Origin of the sequence: Mesorhizobium sp. M1348 (genome assembly GCF_040317925.1) — a bacterium.
Classification (GTDB): Bacteria; Pseudomonadota; Alphaproteobacteria; order Rhizobiales; family Rhizobiaceae; genus Mesorhizobium.
Genome location: NZ_JAMYLH010000036.1, coordinates 40,053 through 54,293 on the forward strand (window position 1 = coordinate 40,053; position 14,241 = coordinate 54,293).

The 14,241-nt window shown below is 62.1% G+C and carries 15 protein-coding genes; 5 read left to right on the forward strand and 10 right to left on the reverse strand.

Going from position 1 to position 14,241, the window contains the following annotated elements:
- The first annotated feature begins 23 nt into the window (after positions 1-23).
- Complete coding sequence (locus tag NKH13_RS31720) at positions 24-1,685, forward strand: DNA polymerase/3'-5' exonuclease PolX (RefSeq protein WP_352916760.1); 1,662 nt, start codon at positions 24-26, stop codon at positions 1,683-1,685.
- 264 nt (positions 1,686-1,949) lie between these two features.
- Here NKH13_RS31720 and NKH13_RS31725 read toward each other — a convergent pair whose 3' ends face one another.
- Positions 1,950-3,128, reverse strand: coding sequence for a trans-sulfuration enzyme family protein (locus tag NKH13_RS31725; protein WP_352916737.1), 1,179 nt, complete (start codon positions 3,126-3,128; stop codon positions 1,950-1,952).
- A 4-nt stretch (positions 3,129-3,132) separates the two neighbouring features.
- Here NKH13_RS31725 and NKH13_RS31730 point away from each other — a divergent pair, with 4 nt between their 5' ends.
- The gene (locus tag NKH13_RS31730) at positions 3,133-3,831 is read left to right on the forward strand and encodes a helix-turn-helix domain-containing protein (RefSeq protein ID WP_352916739.1); all 699 of its coding nucleotides are present in this window, start codon (positions 3,133-3,135) and stop codon (positions 3,829-3,831) included.
- A 32-nt stretch (positions 3,832-3,863) separates the two neighbouring features.
- Positions 3,864-4,502 (forward strand): FMN-binding negative transcriptional regulator, encoded by a 639-nt coding sequence (locus NKH13_RS31735; RefSeq protein ID WP_352916740.1) that lies wholly within the window; start codon positions 3,864-3,866, stop codon positions 4,500-4,502.
- A gap of 240 nt (positions 4,503-4,742) precedes the next feature.
- On the opposite strand, the gene NKH13_RS31740 is transcribed toward NKH13_RS31735, so the two are convergent.
- Both NKH13_RS31740 and NKH13_RS31745 read right to left on the reverse strand, forming a co-directional pair.
- Positions 4,743-6,920: a relaxase/mobilization nuclease domain-containing protein gene (locus NKH13_RS31740; protein ID WP_352916741.1), complete on the reverse strand. Its 2,178-nt coding sequence runs from the start codon at positions 6,918-6,920 to the stop codon at positions 4,743-4,745.
- A gap of 59 nt (positions 6,921-6,979) precedes the next feature.
- The gene (locus NKH13_RS31745) at positions 6,980-7,387 is read right to left on the reverse strand and encodes a MobC domain-containing protein (RefSeq protein WP_352916743.1); all 408 of its coding nucleotides are present in this window, start codon (positions 7,385-7,387) and stop codon (positions 6,980-6,982) included.
- A 493-nt stretch (positions 7,388-7,880) separates the two neighbouring features.
- Here NKH13_RS31745 and NKH13_RS31750 point away from each other — a divergent pair, with 493 nt between their 5' ends.
- Both NKH13_RS31750 and NKH13_RS31755 read left to right on the forward strand, forming a co-directional pair.
- Complete coding sequence (locus NKH13_RS31750) at positions 7,881-8,561, forward strand: nucleotide-binding protein (RefSeq protein ID WP_024927363.1); 681 nt, start codon at positions 7,881-7,883, stop codon at positions 8,559-8,561.
- Entirely contained in the window at positions 8,558-8,965 is a 408-nt protein-coding gene (locus NKH13_RS31755; protein ID WP_352916746.1) for a hypothetical protein, read from the forward strand. Before NKH13_RS31750 ends, NKH13_RS31755 begins: the two co-directional genes overlap by 4 nt.
- A gap of 117 nt (positions 8,966-9,082) precedes the next feature.
- Here NKH13_RS31755 and NKH13_RS31760 read toward each other — a convergent pair whose 3' ends face one another.
- From NKH13_RS31760 to NKH13_RS31790, 7 genes are all read right to left on the reverse strand, one after another.
- Positions 9,083-9,424, reverse strand: coding sequence for a hypothetical protein (locus NKH13_RS31760; RefSeq protein ID WP_352916748.1), 342 nt, complete (start codon positions 9,422-9,424; stop codon positions 9,083-9,085).
- A 57-nt stretch (positions 9,425-9,481) separates the two neighbouring features.
- Positions 9,482-9,805, reverse strand: coding sequence for a DUF736 domain-containing protein (locus NKH13_RS31765; RefSeq protein ID WP_006205585.1), 324 nt, complete (start codon positions 9,803-9,805; stop codon positions 9,482-9,484).
- A 700-nt stretch (positions 9,806-10,505) separates the two neighbouring features.
- Positions 10,506-11,039 carry a hypothetical protein gene (locus NKH13_RS31770; RefSeq protein ID WP_352809906.1) on the reverse strand — a complete coding sequence of 178 codons (534 nt, stop codon included), beginning with the start codon at positions 11,037-11,039 and terminating at the stop codon, positions 10,506-10,508.
- Between the two features lie 290 nt (positions 11,040-11,329).
- Positions 11,330-11,749 (reverse strand): hypothetical protein, encoded by a 420-nt coding sequence (locus tag NKH13_RS31775; protein WP_352916750.1) that lies wholly within the window; start codon positions 11,747-11,749, stop codon positions 11,330-11,332.
- Positions 11,739-11,999, reverse strand: a complete 261-nt coding sequence (locus NKH13_RS31780) for a type II toxin-antitoxin system prevent-host-death family antitoxin (protein ID WP_352916752.1) — start codon at positions 11,997-11,999, stop codon at positions 11,739-11,741. Before NKH13_RS31780 ends, NKH13_RS31775 begins: the two co-directional genes overlap by 11 nt.
- A gap of 63 nt (positions 12,000-12,062) precedes the next feature.
- Positions 12,063-13,004 (reverse strand): DUF2493 domain-containing protein, encoded by a 942-nt coding sequence (locus tag NKH13_RS31785; protein WP_352916754.1) that lies wholly within the window; start codon positions 13,002-13,004, stop codon positions 12,063-12,065.
- 249 nt (positions 13,005-13,253) lie between these two features.
- Positions 13,254-14,231, reverse strand: a complete 978-nt coding sequence (locus NKH13_RS31790; protein ID WP_352916762.1) for a DUF7146 domain-containing protein — start codon at positions 14,229-14,231, stop codon at positions 13,254-13,256.
- Positions 14,232-14,241 lie beyond the last annotated feature (10 nt).

Genomic DNA, 14,241 nt, shown 5'->3' on the forward strand with positions numbered 1-14,241 from the left:
ATCGGCCTCGTTTGGCTGAAGCCATGGCAAAAATCGATGCGAGAACTGTCGCCAGTCTTTTGAGGGAATATGCGCAACGGGCGTCTATGCGTGGCGACAATCCCTATCGGACAAAGGCATACTTGCGCGCGGCAGACAGTCTGACGGCGCTGTCGCAGCCGCTTGATCGGATCATCGCCGCCGGCGCCCTCACCAAGATCCCGGGGATCGGTGACGCGATCGCCGACATCGTGACCAAGCTCTACCAAACCGGCACGCACCCAAGCCTTGAGAAGCTGCGCGAGGATGTTCCAGCCGGCGTGATGGAGCTTTTTGCGATACCCGGGCTTCGTCCCGATAAGATACTGAAGCTTTATCAGGCGCTCGGCGTGAACTCGTTGGCGGAGCTCGAGGCCGCAGCAAGAGAAGACCGCATACGCCCAGTCAAAGGCCTCGGCGCCGCGCTTCAGGCAAAACTCCTGCAGAACTTGGCCATCGTGCGAAGCGGCGAAACACAACTTCACCTGCACAAGGCCGCCGCGCTTCTCGAACATGCGGTCATATCGGTGAAGCAAGAGCATCCAGAGTTTTCGCGCGTCGACATTGCAGGTGACTTTCGGCGCGGTTGCGAACTCGTTTCCGACTTCGCCCTGGTAGCGCAGGGCAGAAAGTCGACTGGAAATGAGGATACAACCCTCAGGCTTGTTGTCACGGACAGGAAGCACTTTGGCGCGAGCCTGCTCGAAGCGACCGGTTCGGCAGATCACCTTGAGCAACTGAAGACGTTCGCGGCCGACAAGGGATTCACCCTAAACGCCGACGGGCTTCATCGCGGGAGAAAACTGATCGCGTCAGCGACAGAAGAAGAAATCTACCAAGCTCTAGACTTGCAGTTTATCGAGCCGGAATTGCGCGAAGGCAGGGACGAGATTGAGCGAGCCGCAAAGCGGAAGCTACCCGTTCTCGTTCGGGATGAAGATCTGCATGGCATCCTGCATTCTCACACGACCGCATCCGATGGCACCGAAACGCTTGAGGCAATGGCTGAAGCCACGCGTAGGCGCGGTTTCGAATACTATGGTGTCGCCGATCATTCGCAGTCCGCTCACTACGCCGGCGGCCTTTCGGTGCAGGAGATTGCTGAACAGCACCGCGAAGCTGACCGGCTGAACAAGGCATACAATGGAAAATTTCGCATACTGAAGGGCATCGAGGCGGACATCCTGGCGGATGGCGCGCTCGATTATCCGAATGATATCCTAGAGCAGTTCGATTTCGTCGTCGCGAGCGTGCACAGCCGCTTCAAGTTGCCGAAGAAGGAGCAGACGGAGCGCATCATTGAGGCGATCGGAAATCCTCGGACGACGATCATCGGGCACATGACCGGTCGCCAGCTGTTGCGCCGGCCCGGTTATGATCTCGACATCGACAGAGTCCTCAAAGCGTGTGCGAAACACGGCGTCGCCGTCGAAATCAACGCACATCCGTGGCGACTCGACCTCGACTGGCGCTGGCATCAAAAGGCACTCGATCATGGCTGCATCTTCAGCATCAATCCGGACGCTCATTCGATCCGCGAGCTCGACCACATGCATTGGGGTGTCGAGATGGCGCGCAAGGGCGGTGTCCCTGCGAAGCGGGTCCTGAACGCGATGCGTTTGGCTGCCCTCCTTGCGCATCTCGCACGCCGCAGGCAAACGCCATAAACTGCTTGTGCGCCCGGCCTATCAGCGCAGGAGTCCGTCCTTCTCAAAAAACTTCCCAGCCGCGCGAAAGGGAGTGTGAGTTCTCATCCGGGCCATAGCCAGCTAAATCTGCAGTTCCGCGACCGCTTCTTTGCGCGCGTTTCATAGCGGCCTTCCCCGCGGCTCGCCGCCTATTCTCTGCTGTCGCTGCCCGTGTTCGCCAAAGATGGCCTAGGTTATGGCCCATCACAGATCCTTCGCCAGACGAGGGCTATCTGGCCTCGCTTACACAGTTGCGCCCAGGGCCTGCATCAGGTCGTCAATGATGTCCTGAGGGTGCTCGAGCCCCACGGACATTCGCAGCAATCCGCCTGGCGCTTTGGACTTCGCACCCTCGACGGATGCGCGATGCTCGATCAGAGAGTGCGTCCCTCCAAGGCTTGTCGCACGGACAACAAGGCTGAGGCGGGCAGCCACCGCCATCGCGGCATCGGTTCCACCTTCGACGATAAAGGAAAGCATCGCTCCGTAACCGCTCATCTGCCGCGTAGCCAGATCGTGTCCCGGATCATCTTGCAGGCCTGGAAAGAGCACTTTCTCGACGCGTGGGTGAGACGCCAAGGCCTCGGCAACCTTCTGGGCGCCTTCACAATGAGCGCGCATGCGGATCGGCAATGTCTGCAGGCCCCGCAATGCCAGCCAACAGTCGAATGGCGCTGCGACGCTGCCCTTGTGTTTTTGGACCATCCGTAGCGACCGTCCGAGAGGCGATGAATGCGGCACAACAACGACGCCCGCCATCAGATCCGAGTGGCCGCCAATGTACTTTGTTGCCGAGTGCATGACCGCGTCCGCCCCAAGTTCAAGCGGGTGCTGAAGCACGGGCGTTGCCCACGTATTATCCACCGCCGCGATGGCGCCGGCCTCGTGCGCGATTTTGCAGATGGCCGAAATGTCGACAACGCGGATCATCGGGTTAGACGGCGTCTCGACCCACACGAGGCCAGTCCGCTTTGAGGTGACCGCATCGCGCACGGCATTCAGATTCCGCATATCGACCGCGGCGAAGTCGAAGCGAGAGCCGATATCCGTTTCGTCCATCAGCGAGCGGATGCCAAAATACATATCATCAGGAAGGACGATCCGTCCCGTCGAGGGATGGCTCTCAAAGACCGAAGCGATTGCAGCCATACCCGACGCAAAGGCTATTCCTTCGTGTCCGCCCTCGAGCGCGGCCATCGCCGACTCGAATGCATTACGTGTCGGGTTTGCATCACGCGTGTACTCGAACCCAAACGGAAACGAGCCGTCGGCGCCTCGCTCGAACGTCGTGCTGGTATGAAGCGGTAATGAAACCGCGCCCGTGGACGGATCGACAGCTCGACCGCTATGGATTGCCTTCGTTTCAAAGCGCACTGGCCAATTCCTCGATTTAAAGCGCGGTTGCAATTTCACGCCGGTCATTATATTGACCGTAAGCGAAGCGCGAGGCCAAGTCAATATAATGACCGACACCCCCACACCTTTAAAGACCGAGCAGGAGCTGGGCCAGGCGATTGCGATCCGGATCCAGGATCTGAGACGCGACCAAAACCTGACCCTCGATCGATTGGCCAAACTGACCGGCCTGTCGAAAGGGACGGTTGTCGCGCTTGAGCAGGGTAAGGCAAACCCGAGTATCGGCATCCTTTGCCGTCTGGCGGCGGCGTTTTCGCTGTCGGTCGCCGATTTGCTGAACGAGGCGTCCCTGGCTCCCGACCTCCCGATCGAACGGAGCGTGTCCAGGACGCTTTGGACGAGCGCCAAAGGCAGCCGGGCACAGCTTCACACATCGACCTCGGGACGCACGATGTTCGAACTTTGGAGCTGGGTCCTCATGCCGGGTGATGTGTTTGCCGCCGATGCGCACAGTCCCGATACGCGCGAACTGCTCTCGGTTACGCAAGGCGCCGTCACGGTCACGGTAGGCAGCCACGAGATCATCCTAAATGCAGGCGAGAGTGCGCGCCTCGTTACGGATCAATCCCACTCGTATGCCGCGGCATCTGACGTGCCCGCCCACTTCTCGATGGCGGTGCTTGAGCGCGGTGGACAGCGGGTTCCGGCACCCTCTTCGCAAGCAGCGACGTCGCCCCTGGCTGTCTCGCAAGTCCTCGCTGACCACTGACAACTGCCCCCTTCACGATAGGAGATCCACCTTTGTACGTTCCTCCGCATTTCGCCGTGCCCGATCAGAACGCCCTCTTTGATCTTATCGAACAACACCCGTTTGGTATCCTGATCACCCACAGCAACGGCTTCCTCGACGCCAATCATATCCCCTTCGAGCTCGACCGCTCAAAGGGCGACAAGGGCGTCCTCAATTGCCATGTCGCCCGTAAAAACCCGGTCTGGACGGAGGTTGCCAATGGTGATGAAGTCCTCGTCGTCTTCCGAGCGGCCGACGCTTACATCTCGCCGAACTGGTATCCCAGCAAACACGAATTCCATAAGCAGGTGCCGACTTGGAACTATCTCGTTGCCCACGCCCATGGTCGCATTACTGTTCGGGACGACGAGCGCTATGTGCGCCGCAACGTCGCGAAGCTCACTCACATGCACGAGGCCAACCAGCCGGCCCCGTGGAAGATGGGCGACGCGCCGAAGGATTTCATTGACACAATGGCCAAAGCGATCGTGGCCTTGGAGATCGAAATCACCAGCCTGGTTGGAAAATTCAAGCTCAGTCAGAACAAAGAGCTGCGCGACATCCAGAACGCCGGGGAGACGCTAACTGCTCAAGGCGCTGTTGAAGTGGGACAGGCGATGCTCGCGGCTGCGGCGGCCAAATCCCAATAGCATCTATCTTGTCCTGACAAAGCACAGGCGCGTGACCTTGAGAGAGAAAATGCTTCGGCTCGCCGGAAAGGGGACCAGCATCTCACCACCCGCGATGCGGCAGGTAGCACATTTCAATATCATGCCCCGCAATGACATGCGTGGCTCTTGATCCTGAACCTCCGAGGCACGAACGAGCCTCGGCGACATTTTGGTTCCCTGCACTCTTCCGCGCTTCAGAGGGCCGGCACGTAAATTTGCTCAGCGCTCGTAATCGTTATCATTCGAGCGCTGGGTCTTGCGGTCCTGCTCTTCCGACTGCCGTGCCTTCTGTTTGTTGGCGTCCTTCTGCTTGGCTCTCACCTTCTCCTGCTCGGTGCCGGTGCGCGGCTCCTCCGGCTGGCGGGGATCGTCCCGCGTTGGGAGATCTCGCCCTCGCGCCTCGCGCTCGGGGATTGGCTCCTCACCGCCACCACCACGACGCTGCTGCTGCCGCTCGAATTGCAGCCGCGCCAGACGGTCGTGCATCTTGTCGTTCACCTCTTCACGATATTGTTCGAACTGTCCTTGATGCGCCGGCGGCAGCGTCCCGCGCATATTGTCCAGAGCCTGATTGACGCGGGCCATCCGACGCCGCATTTCCAAGGGGGTTTGCGCCATATCCAAATCTCCTATCAGTGCATTCAATTCTCTCATACCGGGATGGGACAGGAAAGACTTCTGCCCCGATTGATCAGCTCCGCGATCCGCGGCAGGAGCTGGTTGCCCTTCCTCTGTCCGATCGCCACGAAACCGCAGAAAATTGTTGCCGATCAACTCCGCTGCCGTGAGAGCCTGACCGACTATGCCCGCGGTCCGCATCGTCGTCACAGTCTTTTGCCATGCGGCAGCGATTGCATCGCCGTTAACGACAATGGATTGCCCATCGATACGGCGTTGCCGCTTGGCCTCCACTCGCTCGATCGTCCTGGCGCTGACCTGGTAGCGCGGATCGCTCTGCGCGCGGCTATAGGCTCCGGCATGCTCCTTCGTGAATGGCCGCGTCATCGCATGATCCATGCGCCGCGTCGCCACCATCGCAATGCCGTTCTCGCGTGCTTTTTCCGCAAAAGTCTCGCGCCAGGCTGCGAGATCAGGCTTGTAGAATTTCAGGCGCTCGCCATCGGCTGACCGTGCCTGCACCATTGCATGGATATGGACGTGCTTGGTGTCCTTGTGATGCGCCAGGACGAACTTGTATCCTGGTGCTCGCTCCTCGAGCACGGCGCGCGCCGCAGCCATGACGGCGTTGGCATCGGTGCCGGCTCTCGCCGAGAAAAGCAGGTGATAGGCATTGCGGCGCTCACGCCCCGAAAACTGCGGGCGCCATTGTTCATAGACTGAAGCGGCAGCCTTCGTGGAGTTCTTCACCCCAGGCACGGGCTCACCATTTGCGTGGCGGACCTGGCTATGGGTGCGGATGAACTTCTGCAGGAAGTATTTCGCTTTGGGTTCACGGCTGACGGCCGCCATTACCTCTGCCTTGGCGACCACCCCCGCCGCGCCCATGGTTTCAGACAACCGCGCCTCGATCTTGTCGAGCGCCTTGCTGCGCGAATTATCCCGACCACCGGCCAGGACTCTCGCAAGCGGTCCAGCCCGCTCATCGGTGTGCGCGTAAACCTCCACCGTCTGCCCGTCCTGCGCATAGATGAACGGTTTTGCTCCAAAGGCCTTGTTCAGCGCCTCGCTCAAGGCGGCATCGGTGACCCCGCCGACGAACTCGAAACGAACCTCCAGAAAATTGGTATTTTCCAGGGGCGGTTCGAACGTCTCGCAAAGCGTCTCCAGGAACGCCTTTCTTGCGCCGCCTGTCGCAAGCATCTGCCCATCCTCGTCGAAAATCTCGATGTCGTGTTTCTCGCCTTTTTCGTCCTCGCGCTTCCCGATGTAATTGAGTAGCCGAGCAGCGGCTTCCCTGGTCGACGGAGGATTGGGCATGACCTTGAACACGGCAGGCTGCGCGCCCGCCGCATAGCCTGCCCGTGCCGCCACGGCCCGCGCCTGATAGCCCGTCCGCGCCGCTCGCCCTGTAGCGCTCGCGCGACCCGCACCACGGCCGCCGCCGCCGCGCCGCTTCCAGTCTTCCTCCTCCTCTTCCGGCCGGAAACCGGCGAGCGTGGCGCCATAGACCATGATCGGGGCGCTACCGGCCTTGTGCGAGCTCGCAGCAGCAGTGGCCTTTGGAGCCCCGCTGGACATCGAACCCCCCGACGCCCCCAATCCTCCCGGCGACGACAGAGGGGCGCTCCTGCCGCCACCTAGAGTCGAAGCGGCTTGTCCTTGCTCGAGGCGTCCGCCGCCACCGGTCAGCTCATAACTCTTCATCGCTTGGAATTCGCTGGCAGCGCGTCGGGCCCCCGTCAGGGACTTGTCGTCGTCCAGGTCTTCACGCTTCATGCCGGACCCGCCCCGCAGATAGCGTTCTATTTCGGCAGCGTAGCCAGCAAGACGACCGCTCATGGCTTGGCCTCCCTAGCCTTGCGAGACGCGACGGTCATCGTTTTCAGTTCCTCGCGAAACTGCCGCACGAGGTCGCCCACCGCGACCAGCGCCTGTTCAAGATCCTCGTCGTGGGCAACACGGCCGTCGTTCATCGCGCGCACGGCCTGATTGAAATTGATGCCGACGCGCCGCAGCTGATCGGTCATGTCCACGATCGCCGGCCGCAACGCCTCTGATGCGATAGGCAGATGCCCGACCTCTGCCCGCACGAGACGCCGCACGACCTCGCTGACGGTAACCCCGTCCCGCTCCGCAATGGCTTTGAGGTTGGCCAGCTCGTCAGCCCAAAACCGGATGTGCGTCACCTCGCCATAGCGTCGTGACGCGCTCTTTACCGCTGCTTTCTGGGCGTCTGCATCCATCTCTCAAGCCCGCTTGCGGGCGCTAAGGCCCGCTAGGGCCGCGCCGCCTATTTTGTGTGTATCACAAAATAGGCTATCCTGCCATTAGAAAGAGGGGGAAATTGTAGATACGGGCGGGGTTTTCTCACCAGCCTAGTTGTCAGCGGCAGCAGCGCGGGCGAAATGTTCCCATCGTGATTTGATGCGATGTGTCTATGATGTGCTGACGACTTGTTTCCATGTTAACATGGAAACATCGGCCTGAGATGCGTAGTTGGAAAGCGTAGTCGGAAATGCGCAGTCGATGGCCACCCGGACCCCTTCTTCCCTGAAGATAGCAGCTGCGCAAAACTCCCCCTTGAGCGAGCCCTTCGGTGCGCGCATGGGTTGCCAAACCAGTCTTCCCCGTCGACAATGTCACCATGTTTCGGACCGTGATTGTGCTTCATGTGTCCACGATGACTTGTTTCCTTGTTAACATGGAATCAAGGAGACAACGCGGGAAGGAGGCCCCATGATCATCTCCGCTGCGATCCCAAAGGGTGGCACTGGCAAATCGACGATGCTGCGCACCCTCGCATCCGTCGCGCTGCATCGGGGCTATTCGGTCACTCTTATCGACGGCGACCGGCGGCAGAACATGAACCGCTGGTTCCAGATGCTGGGCGAAGCTGGCAATCGTCCTGACAGGCTCCAGATGGTGAGCGCGATGACGCCGCAGGAAATCCTCCGCGCGGCAGCCACTCACAACGGCGAGCGTTCCGTCGTCTTGATCGATACGGAAGGCACCACAAATGACAACCTCATGGCCGGGCTCTTCGCGGCTGACATTGTCGTCGTCCCGGTCTATTTTGCCCTCGACGATGTGACCGCCGCCATCCAGATTACCGACCACTACATCCCGCTGGCGGTCGAGAGCAGAGGTAGGCCCCTGCCTGCGATATTCGTGCTGACCAAGCAGACCATCATCGATGGCAGGGCGCGAGCCCTGACCGAACTGCGCGCCATCATCCAGGCCAACGGGACACCGATTGCGGAACACGTCCTGCACAACCGCGTTGCCTACCGCGACCTTCAGACCGGGCAGACCCTGTACAGCCCCGAGGTGCCCGACGCGAAGGCGATTGCCGAGAGCGAAGGGGTCTTCGACGACCTTCTGCAAACCTTCATCGAAGCCACAAGGAACGCGGCATGAGTGAAGAAACCGCACCTAAAGCCGGTGACGACAAGAAAGCCCGCATGATGAAGGCGATCTCCACGCAGCCGCCGGCGCTGCCCAGCATGTTCATCCCACAGAAGGCCGAGCCATCAGGGATCAAGGAGCAAGCTACGCCCCAGATGCAGGAACCGACAAAGCCATCCCCGGCAGTCGGGCCTGATTTCCGTAAGCTGCTGCGGCAGGGTCAGAAAAAGGACCCCATTGCCGGAAAGAAGATTCGCGAGGAGGAGATGATCCGCTGCGGGTACTATCTGACGGCAGTGGAGCAGCGCCAGTTCAAGTTGCTGGCGATCAGCAACGGGCACAGCATGACCGAACTGCTGCGAAAGGCCGTGCAGGATTATATCCGCGTTCATAAGTACAAACTGCCAAGGGAATAATCGGCGGTATGGAGTCGCTGTCGCATGCTGTGACGGGTGATGTTCGTGGCTCTTTGCGGCGCGCAAAAAAAGGGCCCGCAACGGAACACTCCGTCGCGGGCCCTGAGATGTGTTTGCCTACTTGGGTTGGTTGAGGTGTTTCAGCACCTGGCCGAGGATTGTGTCTCGCACCGGACGCCCGCTGGCTGCCGCTTTGTCGTCGAACAGCTTTGCGGCCAGTTTGGGCGACAGCGGGATGAAGTCGTAGCCGTGTGAGACGGCTGCGCGGTGAAGATCCTCAAGCGTTTCGAAGGCGCGATCGTGGGTGCCGAGCCAAAGACCGGGCTCGTCGGTTTCTTCGTGTGGGAACGCCTGCAGGAAGTAGGTCCGAAGTGGTGGATCGTAGCCGATGACAGCGTCTGGGTCCGAGCGGCCCTGTCCGGGGACGGTGCCAATGACAGTGATGGTGTAGCGGCTCATTGCAACCTCCTATTGCCGGTGGGGAGCCGGCCCCTTGCGGGGCCGGCCACTGATGCCTCACTGGGGGTTGTTCCAGAGGATGACCTTCTTGTTTTCCTCGCCACCCGGGGCGGGAGCGAGATTGCCGAAGATGACGCCGATCTCGGGGGCCTCTAGCTTGACCGAGAGGTATTCCTCGCCCGAACGCTGGGAGATGCGGTGCCAGCCGGCTCCGATCTCGAAGCCCGTGCGCTTGTTGACGATCCGGTAGTCGGGGGCGTCCTCGCGCGACTTGTTGGTGTTCGGGATCAGGGTGATCGGGGCGTTGACCCGGAGCGTGGCGAAGACGCCTTCCATCGAGCCGTCGGCCTTGGTGGTGAGGTTTGCGATCGTGGTGGCCATGGTAGTTCTCCTTCGGTTGCATCGGGACCATTCCCGATGGCGCCAAAGGAGAGGGCCGTCCTGCTGCGGTCATCTCGGCGAAAATTCTGGAAAATTCTATTTGCCGAAAAATTGCGGGCAGGAACTTCGCCTGCCCGCAGACAAAAACAGAAATCGAATTTTCCTGAATATTCGCCGAGTGTACCCCCAACGGGGGTTGACCGCACAAAGCAGGCGGTCGTCTACAAAGGCGACATGAAACGGGAATGGCCCCGGATGCGACCGAAGGAAAAGAACTCAGGCCGCCATCGCTAGACCGCCGACGCAACGCTGCCGGATCGCAGGAACATGCTGCAGCCTCTCGGGTCATGTCGTCGGCATCGCCAACACATCGAACAGCAGCCCGGCGCGTGGCCGCCTTGCATGTTCGGTCTCGCGGCAGAGTGGTCTCGAGATCGGAGCCGGCTGGCAGCGGCCTTCACGCCCCTCGGGGACGATACCGCGCAGTCAGGTTGGATGACCCGGCAAGCCAGGATGTTGTTCGGCACGCTTGCACCGCTTCAGAGGCGAGAAGCGTCAAGATGATCATCCGCACAACGCCCCGCGGCTCTGCGCGTGGACCGGTTTCGAAAGGGGCCGGCTCCGTCCGCACATACAGTGGATTAGGCGGCGCGAGCCTGATCAACATATCGGATTGAACCCGCCGGGCTGTCGGCAGCCATCATCCTGGCAACGTTAGACGCTCCTCCGGCATCATGCGGGCTTCGGCTTGGCGGCGAATGTCCGAACCGGCATGGCGGAGCATGGCGCACCAGTCCTCCACATTGTACGTCGTTGCCATCCGGCCCCTGGCCAGATCGTAAATGACGCACGGCTTGTTTGCGATGGCGAGCCGAAGCACGTTGACGGCCGTACCGGGTGATGCGCCGTCCCAGACCATCATGCCAAAGTCGGCGCGCCGCGCCATCTCCCGGTCCTTGGCGGCGTCGTACCAAGATCCATGAGTGCCTCCAGGTGACGGGACATGGTAGGCGGCCCAGTCGCCCAGATTGTTGCGGGGTTCCTTGCAGGCATGGAAGACCCCGACATGCTCGTACTTGTAGCCCGCGAGCAGGCCCTGCGCCTCGGCATCGGCTCCCGACGCGTCGCCAACCAGCACGCCGTGCTCGGCAGCAACGATTGCGCCGATGCGAGCGATGGCAGGTTCCGGCAGCTCGAATATCTCGCGTGATCCACCTATGAATATCATCGACATGGTGACTTTCCCTTCTCTCCCGCGTCCCCCGCCCCGCGCCGGCCGCCCTCTCCCTTGGCCCTGCGCGAGGGATCGTCACCCGAAGGCCGAGACGGCAAAGCCGGCTCGGGAAGCGGCGGGACGCCGCGACGAGAGCCCGGCGGGCCGCAGGCCGGCGCGCCCGGATCCTGCAGCTGCCGGAGGCGTTACGCGCATCTGGCTAGTGGCGCTTCGCGCTTGGAGCTAGTGGTCTTGTCGGCCAGCCAGAGGCTCCCGTCCTGGATCGAGCGCATGGCCGCGAAAAGAGAACGTCAATCCAGACGGCTGACGCGGCGGCCCTCGCTGCGCGCTTCGATAAAGGCGCCTGCGATCTTCATCATGAATGCCTTGCTGAAACGACCGAGGGGCTTACCGTCGGCTTCGATGTACCAGGAGCGTTCGGCAATATCGTAGTTGTATTCGTCAACCACGATCCAGCAGCGTTTGAGATCGGTCAGACCGGCGCGGCGGCACTCGATAGCGGAGACTTCCAAACCGACCCGATCCCTGGTCGGTGGCTGGGTGGTTATAGCCAGGAGCGCGAGATGGGTCAGGCCATCTCTTGCGCCGCGGACAGCGATGACCACGCAGGTCGGCCGGCTCTTGCGGCCTTCCGTTTCGCCGCGCTCGTATTGCCATGCCCAAAGATAAGGATAGGAGATCACCTGACCGGGCAGAAATCTACCGCTCATCATCGTATCCTTCCCCGCGCGCCAATCGGTCGATCTCGGCGGCGAAGAGTTCCGTGTGTTCCTCCGGCATCTCGGCGACATGGTATGCGCGGCGGGGATCGCCGCCGATGCGCATCCGTTCGTAGTGCTCGTAACTCATCAGCACGAACCGGGGTTTCCGGTGCTTGGTGAGAATAACGGGTTCGCGGCTGGCAATGTCGGTGACGTCGCCAACCTGCTTGTTGAGATCCCCCGTCGTGAACTGGCGCATGGCTGGACTCCTTGATCAGCCTCCATATTATCTGGATTTTCTGGATTTGCAAGAAAACGGCGCTCACGCGCCGCCCTCCGCGAACCGCCAGACGGGGATCCCGAGCCGACGGGCCTTGTCGGCAAGGTTGTCGGTAATACCGGAGCCGGGAAAGACGATCAGGCCGTAGGGCACGACCGAGAGAAGCTGGTCGTTGCGGCGGAAAGGAGCTGCCTTGGCGTGCCGGTTCCAGTCCGGCTTGAAGGCGATCTGCGTGACCTTGCGGTTCTCGGCCCAGCAGGCGGCGATGCGCTCGGCGCCGCGCGGGCTGCCGCCGTGGAGCAGGACCATGTCGGGATGTTTTTCGCGGGCCTTGTCGAGCGCGTCCCAGATCCGGTCGTGATCGTTGCAGTCGAGGCCGCCGGCGAAGGCGATCTTGGTCCCGGCTGGAACGAGCACCTCGGTTTCGGCGTGGCCGCGGGCGGCGAGGAAGTCGCGGCTGTCGATCACCGAAGCGGTCATCGCCTGGTGACTGACCTTGGAGCCGGTGCGCGGTCGCCATGCCGATCCGGTTTGTGCCTCGTAGAGGTCGGCTGCCTCATCGCGCATGATTTCCAGCACGTTGCGGCGCTCGATATAGGTGATGCCCTCGGCCGTGAGCCTTTCCAGCTCGACCGACTTCACCTCCGAGCCGTCCTGCTCCTGCTGACTCGAGCGCTGCGCCTCCTCGTTGCGGTCGAGGCTGCGGGTGACACGCTCGGCGGCACGGTGGAAGACGTTTGCGAACGACCAGAGCAGGTCGTCGAGATCGGGTTCGAGCCTGGTGTCGCCGAGCATGCCGGCGAAGGTTTCCACGATCCCGGCAAGGCCGGCCCGGATCACCTCGTCGTCGGGAAGTGGCCGAGGGTCAGGTTCGTCCTGATGCGGGCGATGGCCGTACATCTGCAGTTCGAGGATGACGCGGTCGGTCGGCGAGGAGGCGTGGGAGGGCTCGTAGGCGTCGTCGAGAGGAATGTCGTAGGTCATGGCGGTGTCTCCGTCGGTTGTAGCCGCGCCTATCGCGGCCTGACAGCGCATCCCGGCCGCGCACCGGGCGCGGCCGCACCGAAGGCCGAAGCGCGAGCGGAGGACGGCGCAGCCGTTGCGGCCGTGACCGGGGGGTGGCAGGGGTCGCCTCTCAGGCAGGCCGCGGGCGCGGCCTCTCCGGCGGACCGCCGCCATGCCTGCGAGACTTCCGGTGACGCCGGCTCTGCCCGCCTGCCGGCCAGGGGCCGCTCATCCGGACGGCAGGAAAAGACCGGCATCCTCCGGGACGAGTTGATCGCGGAGCCATGCCGCGAGGTGGGCTTGGCCGAGATGGCGCAGGTCGTCGTTGAAGTCGCCAAGCTGCGGCCGCAGCGCCAGAGCGAGAATCCCGGCCTCCCCTGCGCGCTGGCTGAGACGCTTGATGCCGTGCCGACCGGCGGCGTCCGCATCGGCCGCGATGTAGAGGCGACGGCAGCCAGGCGGGAATGTCAGACCGGCGAGGTGATTGGCCGAGGTGGCCGCAGCCACCGGCAGCGCCGGCATCACCGTGCGGAGCGAGGCCATCGTCTCGAAACCCTCGCCGGCGGCCATGATCGGAACGGGCGTGCCGGGATCGAGGCCGAGCCAGATGCCGTTGCCCAGGAGATGGCCGAGCGAGCGTCGCGGATCGGCGATCTGCGCCTTGCCGTTGCCGTCCGGAGCGAGCCAGGTGCGCTGGAGGCCGGTGATGCGTCCGTCCAGACTGGTGACGGCCGCGATCAATGCAGGCAGGGTCCGCGTCTCGCCGGTCGCGAGATCCCGGTAGTAGCAGCCGGGGTGGAAGCGCAGAGCGCGCTCACGGGCGGCAAGCAAGATGCCGCGGGCGGCAAGGTAGCGTTCGGCCAGCGTGCCGGTGATCGGCTGCGACATGCCAAACAGGCGACGCGCGGCGTCGGGGGAGCCGCGTGCCGCGGCGGGCTGGCGCTGGATACCGGATGGTCGGGACTGGGGTTCTGGCCGTGGGATGGCGAGGAAGCGACGTGCTTCATCCGCGACTTCGCGGAAGTCGACCAGACCACAGCTTTCGCGGATGACATCGAGCAGATCGCCAAATTCGGAGGTCGCCTCATCGGTCTTATGTTGAACTGCACATAAGGTCGAATATGTTGCGCCGAAGGTTATGTTGCGCCGCCACGATTGGGCGCTGTCCCGCAGGCGATCGACGGCTTTTGCGCAACATAATGTCAGCGCGCGGGAG

Excerpts from the sequence above, each read along its gene's own strand:
- NKH13_RS31720 (WP_352916760.1), top strand. The coding sequence starts at position 24 with ATGGCAAAAATCGATGCGAGAACTGTCGCCAGTCTTTTGAGGGAATAT.
- NKH13_RS31725 (WP_352916737.1), bottom strand. The coding sequence starts at position 3,128 with ATGACCGGCGTGAAATTGCAACCGCGCTTTAAATCGAGGAATTGGCCA.
- NKH13_RS31740 (WP_352916741.1), bottom strand. The coding sequence starts at position 6,920 with ATGAAGCGTGAAGACCTGGACGACGACAAGTCCCTGACGGGGGCCCGA.
- NKH13_RS31745 (WP_352916743.1), bottom strand. The coding sequence starts at position 7,387 with ATGGATGCAGACGCCCAGAAAGCAGCGGTAAAGAGCGCGTCACGACGC.
- NKH13_RS31750 (WP_024927363.1), top strand. The coding sequence starts at position 7,881 with ATGATCATCTCCGCTGCGATCCCAAAGGGTGGCACTGGCAAATCGACG.
- NKH13_RS31755 (WP_352916746.1), top strand. The coding sequence starts at position 8,558 with ATGAGTGAAGAAACCGCACCTAAAGCCGGTGACGACAAGAAAGCCCGC.
- NKH13_RS31760 (WP_352916748.1), bottom strand. The coding sequence starts at position 9,424 with ATGAGCCGCTACACCATCACTGTCATTGGCACCGTCCCCGGACAGGGC.
- NKH13_RS31765 (WP_006205585.1), bottom strand. The coding sequence starts at position 9,805 with ATGGCCACCACGATCGCAAACCTCACCACCAAGGCCGACGGCTCGATG.
- NKH13_RS31770 (WP_352809906.1), bottom strand. The coding sequence starts at position 11,039 with ATGTCGATGATATTCATAGGTGGATCACGCGAGATATTCGAGCTGCCG.
- NKH13_RS31775 (WP_352916750.1), bottom strand. The coding sequence starts at position 11,749 with ATGAGCGGTAGATTTCTGCCCGGTCAGGTGATCTCCTATCCTTATCTT.
- NKH13_RS31780 (WP_352916752.1), bottom strand. The coding sequence starts at position 11,999 with ATGCGCCAGTTCACGACGGGGGATCTCAACAAGCAGGTTGGCGACGTC.
- NKH13_RS31785 (WP_352916754.1), bottom strand. The coding sequence starts at position 13,004 with ATGACCTACGACATTCCTCTCGACGACGCCTACGAGCCCTCCCACGCC.